A 14,293-nucleotide genomic window follows, 5' to 3' on the forward strand; every position below is an offset into this window, starting at 1 on the left:
CGGGAAGGCGGGTCAGAGACCGGCGACGCCGGTGATGCGGTGGAGGGCGAAGCGGTGGACGGCCGCTCTGGTCTCGTCGTACGCGGTCAGGTAGCCGCCCTCCATCCGGGCCGGCTCCAGGATGCGCGAGGTGGCGTTGCCCTGCGAGTCGAGGTAACCGATCCACACCCGTACGCCCTGCTTGATGGCGTCCTGGAGGGCCGAGATCGTGGCCGTGGCGGGCCCCCTGGGCACCGCGCCGCCCGGGGCGTCGACCGGCTCGCGGCGCGCCAGGTGAGCCGCGTCTCCCGCGCGCAGCGCGCGTACGGCCGCCGAGGCCACCTCGGGATCGAGCCCGCCGACCGAGGCCACGGCGCGTACGGGCGCCACCCCCTCGGTACGCCTGCTGTCGAGCTGGGAGATGATCACGTCGCCGTCGAGCGACTCGGCGACCGGCGCGTACCCCATGGCCCGCAGCGAGTCCACCAGCGCCGCCCTGGACGAGCGCGAGGCGATCACCGTGGGGGCCAGCCGGCGCAGGCGCAGCGCGGCGGCGCGGCGGTCGGCGGTGATCTGGTCGAGCAACGCGGGATCGTCGCACCGGACGTAGGCGCTGGCCGTGCCCACCCGGATCCGGCCGTGCCGCCGGGCCACGTCCGTCACCAGGTACGACAGGGCCTGCGGCACCGGCGTGGCCGAATGGCGGGCCAGCATCGCCAGCAGCTCCTCGCCGCCGTGCCCGGCGTCGAGCGCCCGCCGGATCGACCCCTCGCCGAAGCGGTAGACGGTCGCCCCGCCCTTGGACTCGACGTCGGCGGTGAGCGTCATCCAGCGGTTGAGCTCGCTGGTCAGCGGCCCGGGGGCGACGGCGGTGAGGTCGGCCTGCAGCAGCACGTGGTCGACCGGCTCGGGCAGCAGCGGCGCGAGCAGGCAGGCCGCGTCGCCGCCGTCGAGCAGCGCCCGCCCGTGGCCGGACAGCGTGCCGAGCCCGGTCACGCCGATCTGCTCGGCCTCGCGCAGCGCGAACTCGGTGAGCTGCTCGCGCAGCGGCCCGCGCCGGCGCGGCTGCTCCCAGGCCAGGCGTTCGAGCACCGAGTCGCGGTCGGGCGCCAGGCCCGGCGCGGCGGCCAGCACGCCGAGGGTCGCCGTGCGCACCCCCGGCGCGGAGGCCCGGCGCAGGTCGGTGTGCAGGGCGTTGAGCGGCCGGTCGCGGTCGTCGCGCTCGCCGACCAGGCCGGGCACGCGGTCCATGTGCAGCCAGGTCGCGGCGAGCGTCACCCAGCGGTCGGCGGTGGCCCTGACCCGCCACAGGTCGTAGCCGGAGGTCGGCAGCCACTCGCCGTCGACGCCGCCGCCCGCGGCGACCAGCCCCGCCGCGTGCGCCACCTCGACGACCAGCGCCGCCGCCCATTCGGGCAGGTCGAGGTCGGTCGCGGTGCGCTTCATGTCGCGTACGCCGAGCCCGCCGGTGCGCAGCACCCCCGGCGGATCGATGCTCCACCGCTCGCACAGCTCCTCGACGGACCTGACGAACGAGAACGCCTGGCCCGCCGCCGTACGGTCGGCCAGCTCGCGGTCGCGCGCGGCCCCGCCGAGCGCCGGCGGCACGGCGAGCAGGTCGCGGTGGACGCGCCCGCCGCGCAGGTGCAGGCCCACCTCGCGGGGCAGCGTCACGCTCTCCTCGCCGGTGGCCGCGAGCAGCCCGCGCGCCAGCAGCTCCTCGATGGGCGAACGGGCCGAGGCCACGCGCACCTCGCGCCTGGCGTTGGGCACCCGCCCGGTCGGCGGCCCCCACACCAGCTGGTCGAGCGCGCCCCTGGCCTCGGGCGAGACCGCCGCCACCAGGGCCTCGGGCGCGGCCAGCGCGGCGGCCAGCCGATCCTTGCCGGGCCCGTCGGAGCCGGGGGCGATGTCGTCGGCCATCTCGTCGAGCTGCTCGGGCGGGTGGTGCCGGAACACGTCGACGACCTTGGGACCGAGCCCGGCGGGCTCCTCCAGGACCTTGCGCACGCCCGGCCCGAGGTCGAGCGCGTTGTCGGGGCCGAAGACCAGCGCCAGGTCACGCAGCCGGTCGAGGGCCGCGGTCAGCGCGGGCTCGGGCCTGCCCGCCGCCAGGGCCCGCCCGATCAGGCCGCGCAGCGCCGCCTTCGTCACCGGGCCGTCCTGTACGGCCAGCGTCTCGACGACGGCCAGCGTGAACCGGTCGAGCCGGTCGAGCACCCTGCCGATCGCCGAAGGGCTGGCGGCCCGCGCGGCCAGCCCTTCCAGATGCGCGGGCACCGGAGTGATCAACTCAGGCCGCGCGGAGACGAGCGCCCGAAGCTGTTCGTCGGTGCGCCCCCTGATCCACTCCGTGAACTCCATCGTTGCCATGGTATGTCCCCCCTGATCGGGGCAGCATTGCCAGACGTGATAGAGCGCGCGGACCAAATGGTCCTGAACTACGTCAGCAGGGCGGCCGACGCGGCGCACGGCGTGCTCAGGCCCGACCAGCGGCTCGACTTCGCGCGGCGGCTGCGGGCCAGGATCGAGGCGGAGCGGCGGGGCAGCCAGGACGCCCGGGACGTCGCCAAGGTGCTGACGCGCTTCGGCGACCCGGTGGCCCTGGTGCAACGCGAGGCCCGCCGCCTGGCCGCCCCACCCACGCCCCCCGCCGCCGCCCCGCCCGCCGACCCGCCGCCGACGGCCGGCCGCAGGGGCGCCGGGGGCGTGGTCAGGGGGCAGCCGCGGGACGTCGCCGCCCTCGTGGTGCTGGCGGTGGCCGCGCTGCTGGTGCCGGTGGGGCTGCCGGCTGTGGCGATCTTCCAGGTGCCGGTGCTGGTGTGGGCGGCGGGGGCGGCGGCCGTGCTGTTCAGCGACACCTGGACGGTGGGCGACAAGCTGGCCGGGGCCGGGGCGCCGCTGTTCGGCTACACGGCCGGCGGCGTGCTCGTCGGGGGCCTCCAGGCGGCCGAGCCGGGCCTGGAGGCGTTCGTCGCCCGGTTCTTCGAGGTGAGCGGGGTCATGTTCATGATCGGTACGGCCCTCGGCGTCGCCTGGCTGGCCTACCGGCTGCTCGACGTCAGCTGACCGGCGCCGGGCTGGGCAGCAGGCCGACGGCCAGGCGTACCCAGGCGGCGACGAACTGGTCCTTCTCCGCGTGGCCCGGCATCTCGCCCACGGTCTCCTGGAACAGCCGGTAGTGGACCACCGAGCCGCCGAGCACCGCCGCGATGCCCGTCCAGTCGACCTTGGCGTCGGCGTACTCGGGCTGGGCGCGGAACCAGGTGGTGATCGCGTCGAACATGGGCTGCAGCAGCCCTTCGCGGACCACCGCGACCAGTTCGGGGAACTGGCTCAGGTCCCGGAAGAACACCCGGGTGAGCTCGGACTCCTCCCGCACCTTGGCCAGGCCCGCCCGGCACAGCAGCGACAGGCGGTCCTCCAGGCCGGCGGCGGCCTCCATGGTGCTCAGCTCGGCCAGGCTCTCGGCGACCTGGCTCCTGGTGCGGGCGGCATGCTCGTTGATCGCCGCCGCGAGCACCTCGTACTTGGACTTGAAGTGCCTGTAGAGCCCGCCCGCGCCGGGGGAGAGCCCTGAGGCGGCCTCGATCTCGGCCACGGAGGTGGCGGCGTAGCCACGCTCGGCGAACAGCCGCAGGGCCTCGTCGATGATCCGCTCACGGGTCGATCTGGTCATGTCTGTGCAGATACCTCCGCAACGAGAGTAGTCGTCAGGGCGCGGTGCGCCTGACCAGGCCCGCCAGCGCCGAACCGGCCACCAGCCACACCAGCGCGGCCAGCCCGTCGTTGACGAGCGTGGTCCAGCGCGGGTCGGCGAGCTGGAACAGGTTGGTCAGCCCCAGCGAGAGCCCCGAGGCCAGCGACTCGACGAGCTGGTACCAGCCGTTGGCCGGGTTGGCCCGGAACACCGTGAAGACGGCGTGGAGCGCCAAGGAGAGCGCCGCCAGCCTGGACGCGAGCCGTACCGCGTACGCCACGAACGACACGACCCGCCGCCAGGCCGTCACCGGCGTGCCGCGCGGCCGGGCGGGCCGATGGGGACGGGGAGCGGCGGCGGCGACGAGCCGGTCTCCCGTGCCGGGCGTGCGGGGGGTCTCTGACACGGTCACTCCTCTCCGATAAGTAATTCCTTTCTGCCCATTCCCAGAGTCCCACAACAAGGGTCGTTACCGACGTCGATGCGGCGTTTGGCATCCTGCACGGGTGACTACCTCAGTGGGTTTCGACCTGGACATGACATTGGCCGACACACGATCAGGCATCGCGGCCGTTTACGACGAGCTGTCAAGCCGTTTGGGCGTGCACATCGACAGCGGTGAGATCATCACCCGGCTGGGGCCGCCGCTGGAGTACGAGCTGGCCAACTGGATGCCGGCGGAGGCCATTCCGGCGGCCGCCGAGCTGTTCCGGGAGATCTATCCCGCGGTGGGCGTTCCGGTGCACACCGCGATGGCGGGCGCGTACGAGGCCATCGCCGCCGTACGGGCCCGCGGCGGCCGGGTGATCGTGGTGACGGGCAAGAACCCGCGCGACGCCGCCGGCACCGTCGAACTGCTCGGGCTGGCCGTGGACGAAGTGGTCGGATCGGTGTTCGGAGCCGCCAAGGGAACGGCACTCGCGCGCTTCGGCGCGGCGGCTTATGTTGGTGACCATGTCGCCGACATCGAGGCGGCACGCGCGGGCGGCGCCATGAGCGTGACCGTCGCGACGGGCCCTTACACGGTGGGAGAGCTGCGTGAGCACGGAGCCGATGTGGCGCTCGCCGACCTGACCGAATTCGCCGACTGGTTCGCCGGATGGCGTGCACGCGACGAACTACGGTAATTGCCGGGCTTTTTTCCGGTCGCCTCCGCGCTCTTCGGGGCATAACCTACATCCATTCATCCTTTTCGACTGTTTGAACGAGGTCCTCCTGTGCCGAGTGGCAAGGTCAAGTGGTACGACGCCGACAAGGGTTTCGGCTTCCTCACCCGTGACGACGGCGGTGAGGTCTTCGTGCATTCCTCCGCGCTTCCCACAAACGCCGGCCCGCTCAAGCCAGGCCAGAAGGTGGAGTTCGGCGTGGCCGAGGGACGCCGGGGCCAGCAGGCGCTGTCGGTCCGGATCCTGGACCAGCCGCCGACCCTGGCCAAGACGAAGCCGAAGGGCAAGCGGAAGACGCCCGACGAGATGGTCGTCATCGTCGAAGACCTGATCAAGCTGCTCGACGGCGTCTCCACCTCCTACCAGCGGGGCAAGCACCCCGAGGCGGCGCACGCCAAGAAGATCGCCCAGGTGCTCAGGGCCGTCGCGGACGACCTCGACGCCTAACCGCCCGGGTTCGTCAGGGGTTTGGTGCGGTCGAGGGTCTCGGTCCGTTGCTGATCGGGGTCCTCGGCCCGCTGCCCGGCCAGCTTGGCCTCGGCCGCCCGCACCCGCCCCCGCCTGGTGACCAGCAGCCAGCCGAGCGCCCCGGTCAGCGCGACCGCCGGCGCGACGAAGCCGGCCAGGGAGCTGCGGGTCAGCGACAACACCAGCCCGAGCAGGCCGCCGAACACCCAGGCGAACTGCAGCACCGCCTCCACCACCCCGAACGTGGACGAGCGCACCTCCTCGCCGATCTCCCGCTGCACGATCGCGTCGAGCGCGAGCTTGCCCAGCTCCTGGGCGAACGCGGTGACCAGCGAGACCGCCAGCGCGGTCCACAGGCCGAACAGGACGGCCGTGGCGATCGTGGTCGCGGCCGTCACCGCCAGCGTGACCAGCACGATCACCTGGGGGGAGTGGCTGCGCGTCCAGTTGGCGACCGCGGCCCCGGCCAGGCCGCCCAGCCCGGCGGCCAGGGCGAGCAGCGCGATCGTCTTGGGCACGTCGAAGAACGAGGCGGCCGCCGCCGGCGCGGCCAGCCACGGCACCGCCTTGTCCTGGACCAGGAAGAGCAGGAAGAACACCAGGAAACCGGAGAAGACGCGCAGCGCCACGTTCGCCCAGACCGCCTCGGCCACGGCCGGGCCCACCTTGAGCAGGGTGCGCCAGCGCGGCGCCACGCCCTCCTCCTCCTGGTCGGGCGAGTCGACGTGCCGCGGCAGGCGTACGGCGGCGACGCCGAGCAGCAGGAAGGCCGGCATGGCCACGCGCAGCACCACGGCGCTGCCCAGCCACGCGGTCAGCCCAGCCCCGACCGGCACCGCCACCCCGGCCGCCACCAGCGTGAACAGCGCCACCCGCGCGTTGGCCGAGACCAGCGTGATGTCGGCGGGCAGCACGCTCGGCATGATCGCCGCCCTGGACACGTTGTACGCCTTCGACAACACCAGCACGCCCAGCGCGCCGATGAACAGCGTCGGCAGGTCGCCCGCCCCCACGGCGGCGGCCATGGCGAAGCAGAGCAGCCCCCGGCCGAACAGCGTGCCGGCCATCACGTAGCGGCGGCCCGACCTGAACCGGTCGAGGATCGGCCCCACGAACGGCGCGAGCAGCCCGAACGGCAACATCGTGATGACCAGGTAGAGCGCGACCGACCCGCGCGCCTCGCCGACCGGCACGCCGAAGAACACCGTGCTGGCCAGGGCCACCGTGACCAGCGCGTCGGCGGCGCTGTTGCCGGCCGACAGCTCGATCAGCCGGCCGAGCCCGGTACGGCCCGCGCCGCCCGCGTACGTCAGCTTCCTGGTCGCCCTGCCCGCCCTGCGCGCGCCCCTGGCGGTGGCGCGGCCGGCCCGGACGGCGCCGCTCGCGGTGCCCCGGCCCGCGCGCACGGCGGCACGGCCCGCGCCGCCGATGGCCTGGCCCATCCGCCGCGAGATGCCCTGAGCCTGCTCCCAGCCACCCCCCACGCCTACCAGTCTTACCCGATTCACCCCTCTTCTCAGCTTCGGATCGGCGGTTGTGGGTCTGCCAGGTCCGCCTATGGGTGAGAATGAAGTGTGAGCGAACAGCACCTTCAGGCGGAGGCGGCCCGATGAGCCGCACCCGGGCCCGCGTCCCCGCTCCCGACCAGGCCTGCGTCGCCGCAGTCGATCTGGCGCGCGCCGCGGCGCAGGAGCTGGCGCACCCGGGCGAGCCCGGCGACCACCTCGGCTTCGAGAGCGAGGGCGACCGGATCGTCACCCACTACTTCGCCTGCCTCGACCGCGCCTATCGCGGCTGGCGGTGGGCCGTCACGGTCACCCGCGCCTCGCGCGCGAAGAAGGTCACGGTCAGCGAGGCCGTGCTGCTGCCCGGCTCCGGGGCGCTGCTCGCCCCCGAGTGGCTGCCGTGGAGCGAGCGGCTGCGGCCGGGCGACCTGGGCGTCGGCGACCTGCTGCCGACCCCCGACGACGACGACAGGCTGGCGCCCGGTTTCACCGAGCTCGACGAAGATGCCGACCGCCAGATGGTTTTCGAGTACGGCCTGGGCCGAGCCCGTGTGCTCTCGGCCATCGGCAGAGACCGGGCTGCCAGACGCTGGCACGCGGGCGAGCACGGGCCGCACACTCCGATCGCACACGCCGCGCCCGCGCAGTGTTCCACCTGCGGGTTCTACTGGCTGCTCTCCGGTGAGCTGCGGCTGTCGTTCGGCGTCTGCGCCAACGAGTACGCCCCCGACGACGGCAAGGTCGTCGCCGCCGACCACGGCTGCGGCGCCCACTCGGAGGCGGCCGTGCTGCCCCCGCCGGTCGAGCAGGCCATCCCCATCCTCGACGACCTGGGTTACGACCTGATCGAGGAGGAAGAGGGCTCGGTGGACGGATCCGCCACCGAGGAGCTCGGCCACTCCTGACCGGAGCACGAGCGCGAGCACGGCGGTTTCGTCGGTCAGGGGGGCTAACCTACCCTGGCCCCTCTTCACTCGACCAGGATCGTGATCGATGACCGACACCTTTGGCACTGACCGGATGCGAGCCGCCGTCCTCTCCGCCTGGACGGCCTCGCCCGCCCGGTTCCGCGAGGACGCCAACGCCGAGGAGGACTTCGCGCTCGGCGGCTACCGCGACCGGCTGATCGTCGAGCTCGCCCAGAACGCCGCCGACGCGGCGCTGCGCGCGGGGGTGCCAGGGGTGTTGCGGCTGACGTTGCGCGGCGACGTGCTGACGGCCGCCAACACCGGCGCCCCGCTCGACGCGACCGGCGTGGAGGGCCTGTCCACGTTGCGCGTGTCGGGCAAGCGCGACGAGATCGGCGCGGCCGGGCGGTTCGGCGTGGGCTTCGCGGCCGTCGTCTCCGTCTGCGACGAGCCGGCCATCGGCTCGCGCGGCGGCGGCTCGGTGCGCTGGTCCCGGGCCGGCACGTCCGAGCTGGTCGCGGACATCCCCGTGCTGGCGGGCGAGCTGGCCGACCGGGCCGGCCACGTGCCGCTGCTCAGGCTGCCGTTCGACGCGCCGCCGCTGGAGGTGCCCGCCGGGTTCGACACGATCGTCCGGCTGCCGCTGCGCGACGCCGCCGCGGTCGACGCCGTCCGCGGCATGCTGGCCGAGACCAGCCCGGCGCTGCTGCTCGGCCTGCCCGCGCTGGAGGCCATCGAGATCGACCTCGACGGCGCCACCCGCACGGTCGTGGCCGACGGCTGGCACGTCGTGTCGGAGTCCGGCGAGTTCACCCCCGACGAGGTCGCCAGGCTGTTCGCCGACCGGCCCACCGAGGAGCGGGCGCGGCCCTTCTGGTCGCTGCGCTGGGCGGTGCCCGTCACCGGCACCGGCGAGCCCGGCCCGCTGCCCGCCGCCGTGCCGCCCGTCGTGCACGCCCCGACGCCCAGCGACGAGCCCATCGACCTGCCCGCGCTGCTGATCGCCTCCTTCCCGATGGCCACCGACCGGCGGCACGTCGCCAAGGGGCCGCTCACCGACTTCCTGGTCGAGCGGGTGGCCGACGCCTACGTCCGGCTGCTGGGCGAGCTGCCTCGCACGTCCAGGCTGCTCGACCTGGTGCCGTCCCTCATGGGCAAGGGCGAGCTCGACGCGCGTGTCCGGCGGGCCGTGCTCCAGCGCCTGCCGTCCGCGCCGCTGCTGCCCGCGTTGTCGGCGCCCGCGCCCGCGGTCCAGACCCCGTCCTTCGCCGAGGCCGAGGTCTACGAGCCCGACGCCGAGTGGCGGGTCGAGCATCCGGCGCGCGAGCCCGAGGGCGACGGCTGGGTGGTCGCGGGCCGGGAGGCGGCCGTCGTGGCCGGGGCCACCGCCGAGCTGCTCGACACCGTGGCCGACTTCGTGCCGGGGCTGCTGCCCGCCGGGTGGCCGGCCAGGCATCCGGCCATGGTCGCCCTGGGCGTGCGCCGGGTGGAGCTGGCCGACGTGGTCGACCTGCTGTCCGGGGAGGCCGTGGAGGCGCGTGAGCCGTCCTGGTGGCGCTCCCTGTACGCGGTGCTGCCCGCCGACGACCCCGAGTCGCTGGGCGCGCTGCCGGTGCCGCTGACCGACGGCCGCGTGGTGCGCGGCCCGCGCGGCACGCTGATCCTCACCGACGGCGGCGCCGACCTCGACCTCACCCCGCTCGGGCTGCGCATCGTGCATCCGGAGGCGGCCCATCCGGCGCTGCTGCGGCTGGGGGCCGCCGAGGCCACCCCGCGCACGGTGCTCGAAGACCCGCTGACCAAGGCCGCCGTCGCGCAGTCGCTCGACAGCGCCGACCCCGAGCCGGTCGCGCGGGCCGTGTTGTCGCTGGTGGCGGCGTCCGGGCTGGTTCCCGGCGAGGCGCCGTGGCTGGCCGAGCTGGCGCTGCGCGGCGCCGACGGCGAGCTCTACGCGGCCGGTGAGCTGATGCTCGCCGACGGGGCCCTGGCCGGGCTGCTGGCCCCCGACACCCACCTCGGCGTGGCCGCGCCCGAGCTGGAGGAGACCTACGGGGCGCGGGTGCTGGCGGCGGCGGGCGTGCTCGACGGGTTCGCCGTCGCCCACGACTCCGACGTGCTGCTCGACCACGACGACTGCGACCACGACCTCGACGGCGAGGCCGACTGGCTCGACCACGTGCTCGACCTGCTGCCCGACCTCGCGGTGCCGCCGGTGGTGGCCGACTTCGCGGCGGTGCGCGACCTTGAGCTGGTGGCCGACTGGGCGGCCGCGCTGCCGCTGCTGACCCGGCCGCCGCTGCGGGCCGCGCTGCACCCGCTGCGCGTCGAGGGCGTGGAGGTGCCGTCCTACACCGCGTGGTGGCTGGCCAACCATCCGGTGCTCGGCGGCCGCAAGCCGCTTGAGCTGCGGCTGCCCGGCGCCGACCCGCTCCTGCAGGGCCTCTACGCCGACGCGCCGGCCGGGCTCGACGAGGCGGCGCTGTCGATGCTCGGCGTGCGCACCACGCTCGCCGAGCTGCTGGCCGCCCACGGCGGCCCCGAGGAACTGCTGGAGCTGATGGCCGACCCGGCGATCGAGGTCGACCGGGCGCAGCTGCGGGCGTTGTGGATCGCGCTGGCCGCCGTCGACCCGGCCCGGGTCGAGCCGCCCTCGCGGGTGCGCGCGGTGCTCGGCGGCGACATCGTGGTGGCCGCCGCCGAGGACGCCGTGGTGGTCGAGGCCCCCGACCTGCTGCAGCTCGTCACCGACCGGCCGCTGGTGCTGGCCTCCTACGACCTGGCCGAGGCGCTGTCGGAGCTGCTCGACCTGCCGCTGGCCGGTGAGCTGGCCACCGGCGAGGTGACCTCGCAGGGCGAGGTGCGCGCGGTGCCGCCGCAGGTGCGCTCGCTGCTCCCGACCGCGCCCGAGACGTACGTCGAGCACGAGAAGCTGCTGGTCGACGGCGTCGCCTGCACGTGGCGGTTCTTCGAGGGCGCGGTCCACTGCACCGGCGTCGACGGGCTGGCCCGCGGCCTGGCCTGGGCCACGGGCCAGTGGAACGACCGGCTGGCCGTGGCCGCGCTGCTGCGCGACCCGGAGGCGGTGCCCCTGCTGCTGGCCGAGGCCGACCTGTCCTGACCTGAGACCGGCGGGCCGCCTCCCCGGTCGCGGGGGCGGCCCGCCGCGGTCAGGCCGCGCAGGTGGTGCCGGCCGCCGGCACCTTTCCGTTCAGCAGGTACGCGTCCACCGTGCGCGTCACGCACCTGTCGCCGCTCAGGTAGGCGCCGTGCCCCTCGCCCTCGTACGTCATGAGCACGCCGGTCTTCAGCTTGGCGTTGAGCGCGGTGGCCCACTCGTACGGCGTGGCCGGGTCGCCCTTGCCGCCGATGACCACGATGGGCGCCGAGCCGGTGGCGTCGATGCGTTTGGCCGCGTCGTCGCCGGGCGTGGGCCAGTGGCCGCAGACGGTGGCGGTGCCCTCCGCCGACAGGATGGGGAAGATCTTCTTGATCCTGGCGTCGACCCGGGCCATGTCGGCGGCGGTCGGGCGCTCGGTGGTGTCGGCGCAGGTGATGGCCTGGAGGCTGGTCATCATGGTGGAGTAGGTGCCGTCGGGCCGCCGCCCGGTGTAGGCGTCGGCCAGGGCGAGCAGGGTGGCGCCGTCGCCCTTGATGCCGGCCGCGGCGGCCTGCTCCAGCACCGGCCAGGCCGACTTGGCGTACAGCGGGGTGATGACGGCGAGCTGGGCCAGGCCGTAGGTGAGCTGCCGGTCGCCGACCTTGAGCGGCTTGCTCCTGAGCCCGACGAGCAGCTTCTCGACGGCGCTCCGCACGGCGGCCGGGTCCTTGCCGAGGTCGCAGGTCTGCGCCACGCAGTCCTCGGCGAACGCCTCGAAGGCGTGGGCGAAGCCGGTGGCCTGGGTGACGGCGCGCTGCTCGAAGCTGACCGTGGGGTCGAAGGCGCCGTCGAGGACGAAGCGGCCGACGTTCGCGGGGAAGCGGGTGGCGTAGACGGCGCCGAGGTGGGTGCCGTAGGAGAAGCCGAAGTAGTTGAGCCGCCGCTCGCCGAGGGCCGTCCTGATGCGGTCGAGGTCCTGGGCGGCGTTCACGGTGCCCACGTGGGGCAGGATCGCGCCCGAGTCCTTCTCGCAGGCCGCGGCGAACTGCTGCGACATCGCCTCGCCGGCGGCCCCCGTGGGCCCGGCGAGGAGGGCGTCGAGCCGGCCGCCGCACCTGACGCCCGCGCTGCGCTCGACGCCGCGGGGGTCGAAGCTGACCAGGTCGTAGCGGGTGCCCAGGCTGCCGAACGCCTTCGCGGCCTGGGCCAGCGTGTCCACGCCGGACGCCCCGGGCCCGCCGAAGTTGAAGACCAGCGAGCCGAGCGGGTCGCCGGTGGCCTTGACGCGGATCAGCGCCAGATCGATCTTCCGGCCGCCGGGATCGCCGTAGTCCAGGGGCACCTGTACGGCCCCGCACTGGACGGCCTCGTCCTCGGGCAGCGGCTTGCTGTCGGGCCCGGTGAGCCCGGTGCACGGGCTCCAGGCGACGGCGCCCTTGCCGGGCCCGGTCTGCTTCGCGGGCTCACCTGTGGTGCCGCAGCCGGCGAGGACGGCGGCGCCCAGCAGGATCGTCAACATCGCCTTCTTCATGCTGACCAGCCTGCCGGGACGGTGTCCGCCCAGGTAGTGGAGGGAGACATGGGTTCCTGATGACTTCGGAGATGTCCGGAAGATGATGAATGTCAACCCCGGCGCGGGCGGCTGACGAACCACATGCCGAAGAGGCCGAAGCCGACCCCGGTGACGCAGGTCCAGATCCACCACGTGTTCTCGGGGGCCGGGCGGAAGATCAGCAGGACGATCAGGGCGACGGCCCACAGGGCGGTGCCGGCCCCGACGGCGGCCGTGTCGTTGGTCTTGATCGGCTCGGGATCGGGGCGCCACTGCTGCTTCACGTGTCCAGCCTAGCTTCCAATCGGGTCTCGATCCGATTGCGGACACTTTTCCCAGCTCACCACTACTGTCACTCTTCGGCGCGTGAGTGACATGCGTAATGCAATAGACCGTTTCTTCGCAATCTCTGAACGAGGCTCGACGATCTCCCGTGAGGTGCGCGGCGGCCTGGCCACGTTCTTCACGATGGCCTACATCGTGGTGCTGAACCCGATCATCCTCGCCTACGGCAAGGACATCGAGGGCCAGGTCATCGGTGACGGCACGACCCCGCAGGTGCCGCTGGTCGCCGCGGGCACGGCGTTCGTGGCCGGCGTCCTGACGATCATCATGGGCCTGGTCGGCCGGGTGCCGTTCGCGATGGCCGCCGGGCTCGGGCTGAACGCCTTCGTGACCTTCAACATCGCCACGATGATGACCTGGGAGGAGGCCATGGGCCTGGTCTTCCTCGAAGGCGTCATCATCGCGATCCTGGTGCTGACCGGCCTGCGGACGGCGGTGTTCCGCGCCATCCCGGCCCAGCTCAAGACCGCCATCAGCGTCGGCATCGGCCTGTTCATCGCGCTGATCGGCTTCGTGGACGCCGGTTTCGTGCGCAAGGCCGCGGGCACGCCGCTGGAGCTGGGCATCGGCGGCCAGCTCACCTCCTGGCCGGTGTTCGTGTTCATCGTGGGCCTGCTGGCCACGGCCGCCATGGTGGCGCGGAAGGTCAAGGGCGCGATCCTGATCGGCATCGTCGGCTCGACCGTGCTGGCGATCGTCGTCCAGGCGCTGACCAAGGTGGGGGCGGCCTCGCCCAAGAACGCCGGCGGCTGGCAGCTCAACGTCCCCGCCCTGCCCTCGGCCGACAAGATCTTCGGTTTCCACAACCCGCTGACGCTGTTCACGGAGTTCGACCCGATCGGCGCCTTCAGCCGGATCTCCGTGCTGCTGGCCGTGCTGTTCGTGTTCACCCTGCTGATCACCGACTTCTTCGACACGATGGGCACGATCGTCGGCGTCGGCCGTCAGGCGGGCCTGGTCCAGGCCGACGGCACGCTGCCGCGGACCAGGGAGATCCTGCTCGTCGACTCGATCGCCGCGGCGGCGGGCGGCGCAGGCTCGGTCTCCTCGAACACCACGTACATCGAGTCGGCCGCCGGCGTCGGGGAGGGCGCGCGGACCGGTCTGGCCAGCGTGGTCACCGGTGCGCTGTTCCTGGTCGCCATCTTCTTCGCGCCGCTGGTCGCCGTCGTGCCCTACGAGGCCGCCACGCCCGCGCTGGTCGTCGTCGGCTTCCTCATGATGACCGCCATCCGTGACGTCGACTGGGACGACTACGAGATCGCCATCCCGGCCTTCCTCACCATCGTCGTCATGCCGTTCACCTACTCCATCTCGAACGGCATCGGCGCCGGCTTCATCAGCTACGTGCTGGTCAAGGTCGTGCGGGGCAAGGCGCGCGAGGTCCACCCGCTCATGTGGGGCGTCACCGCGCTGTTCGTCCTGTACTTCGCGATCGGCCCGATCCGGGCCGCGATCGGTCTCTGACCTCGACACCAGGAGCCGCTCCGCGCATGTGGGGCGGCTTCGGGGTATCAAGGAGTGAGACGAACCTGACCTAGGGAAATATCTTGCCTTCGCATATAGTTAGCAA

The 14,293-nt window shown here is 73.5% G+C and carries 12 protein-coding genes; 6 read left to right on the forward strand and 6 right to left on the reverse strand.

All coding sequences use genetic code 11. The features are described 5' to 3' along the window. Window positions 1-12: 12 nt before the first annotated feature. Window positions 13-2,343 carry a helicase-associated domain-containing protein gene (locus AB0J71_RS27225; RefSeq protein WP_364416642.1) on the reverse strand — a complete coding sequence of 777 codons (2,331 nt, stop codon included), beginning with the start codon at window positions 2,341-2,343 and terminating at the stop codon, window positions 13-15. A 66-nt stretch (window positions 2,344-2,409) separates the two neighbouring features. Between AB0J71_RS27225 and AB0J71_RS27230 the strand changes: the two genes are divergently transcribed. After that, window positions 2,410-3,048 (forward strand): hypothetical protein, encoded by a 639-nt coding sequence (locus AB0J71_RS27230; protein WP_352320902.1) that lies wholly within the window; start codon window positions 2,410-2,412, stop codon window positions 3,046-3,048. Here the strand turns inward: AB0J71_RS27230 and AB0J71_RS27235 are convergent. Further along, window positions 3,041-3,658: a helix-turn-helix domain-containing protein gene (locus AB0J71_RS27235; RefSeq protein ID WP_357976178.1), complete on the reverse strand. Its 618-nt coding sequence runs from the start codon at window positions 3,656-3,658 to the stop codon at window positions 3,041-3,043. The genes AB0J71_RS27230 and AB0J71_RS27235 overlap by 8 nt on opposite strands. 34 nt (window positions 3,659-3,692) lie before the next feature. Then, window positions 3,693-4,085, reverse strand: coding sequence for a hypothetical protein (locus AB0J71_RS27240; RefSeq protein WP_352320906.1), 393 nt, complete (start codon window positions 4,083-4,085; stop codon window positions 3,693-3,695). Between the two features lie 112 nt (window positions 4,086-4,197). Here AB0J71_RS27240 and AB0J71_RS27245 point away from each other — a divergent pair, with 112 nt between their 5' ends. Beyond that, window positions 4,198-4,806: a haloacid dehalogenase-like hydrolase gene (locus AB0J71_RS27245; protein ID WP_352320908.1), complete on the forward strand. Its 609-nt coding sequence runs from the start codon at window positions 4,198-4,200 to the stop codon at window positions 4,804-4,806. 90 nt (window positions 4,807-4,896) lie between these two features. Continuing rightward, complete coding sequence (locus AB0J71_RS27250; protein ID WP_352320910.1) at window positions 4,897-5,292, forward strand: cold-shock protein; 396 nt, start codon at window positions 4,897-4,899, stop codon at window positions 5,290-5,292. Here the strand turns inward: AB0J71_RS27250 and AB0J71_RS27255 are convergent. Then, entirely contained in the window at window positions 5,289-6,797 is a 1,509-nt protein-coding gene (locus AB0J71_RS27255; RefSeq protein ID WP_364416644.1) for an MFS transporter, read from the reverse strand. The genes AB0J71_RS27250 and AB0J71_RS27255 overlap by 4 nt on opposite strands. Window positions 6,798-6,922: 125 nt before the next feature. Between AB0J71_RS27255 and AB0J71_RS27260 the strand changes: the two genes are divergently transcribed. Together AB0J71_RS27260 and AB0J71_RS27265 are read left to right on the forward strand one after the other, a co-directional pair. Next, window positions 6,923-7,723: a DUF3027 domain-containing protein gene (locus tag AB0J71_RS27260; RefSeq protein WP_352320914.1), complete on the forward strand. Its 801-nt coding sequence runs from the start codon at window positions 6,923-6,925 to the stop codon at window positions 7,721-7,723. Window positions 7,724-7,811: 88 nt separating this feature from the next. Next, complete coding sequence (locus tag AB0J71_RS27265; protein WP_364416646.1) at window positions 7,812-10,844, forward strand: hypothetical protein; 3,033 nt, start codon at window positions 7,812-7,814, stop codon at window positions 10,842-10,844. Window positions 10,845-10,893: 49 nt separating this feature from the next. Here AB0J71_RS27265 and AB0J71_RS27270 read toward each other — a convergent pair whose 3' ends face one another. Further along, window positions 10,894-12,354 (reverse strand): alpha/beta fold hydrolase, encoded by a 1,461-nt coding sequence (locus AB0J71_RS27270; protein WP_364416648.1) that lies wholly within the window; start codon window positions 12,352-12,354, stop codon window positions 10,894-10,896. A gap of 92 nt (window positions 12,355-12,446) precedes the next feature. Next, complete coding sequence (locus tag AB0J71_RS27275; protein WP_352320918.1) at window positions 12,447-12,659, reverse strand: DUF2530 domain-containing protein; 213 nt, start codon at window positions 12,657-12,659, stop codon at window positions 12,447-12,449. 154 nt (window positions 12,660-12,813) lie between these two features. Here AB0J71_RS27275 and AB0J71_RS27280 point away from each other — a divergent pair, with 154 nt between their 5' ends. Next, complete coding sequence (locus tag AB0J71_RS27280) at window positions 12,814-14,187, forward strand: NCS2 family permease (protein ID WP_364416650.1); 1,374 nt, start codon at window positions 12,814-12,816, stop codon at window positions 14,185-14,187. Window positions 14,188-14,293 lie beyond the last annotated feature (106 nt).

The sequence above is a fragment of the Nonomuraea sp. NPDC049637 genome (assembly GCF_040675235.1).
Lineage (GTDB): Bacteria > Actinomycetota > Actinomycetes > Streptosporangiales > Streptosporangiaceae > Nonomuraea.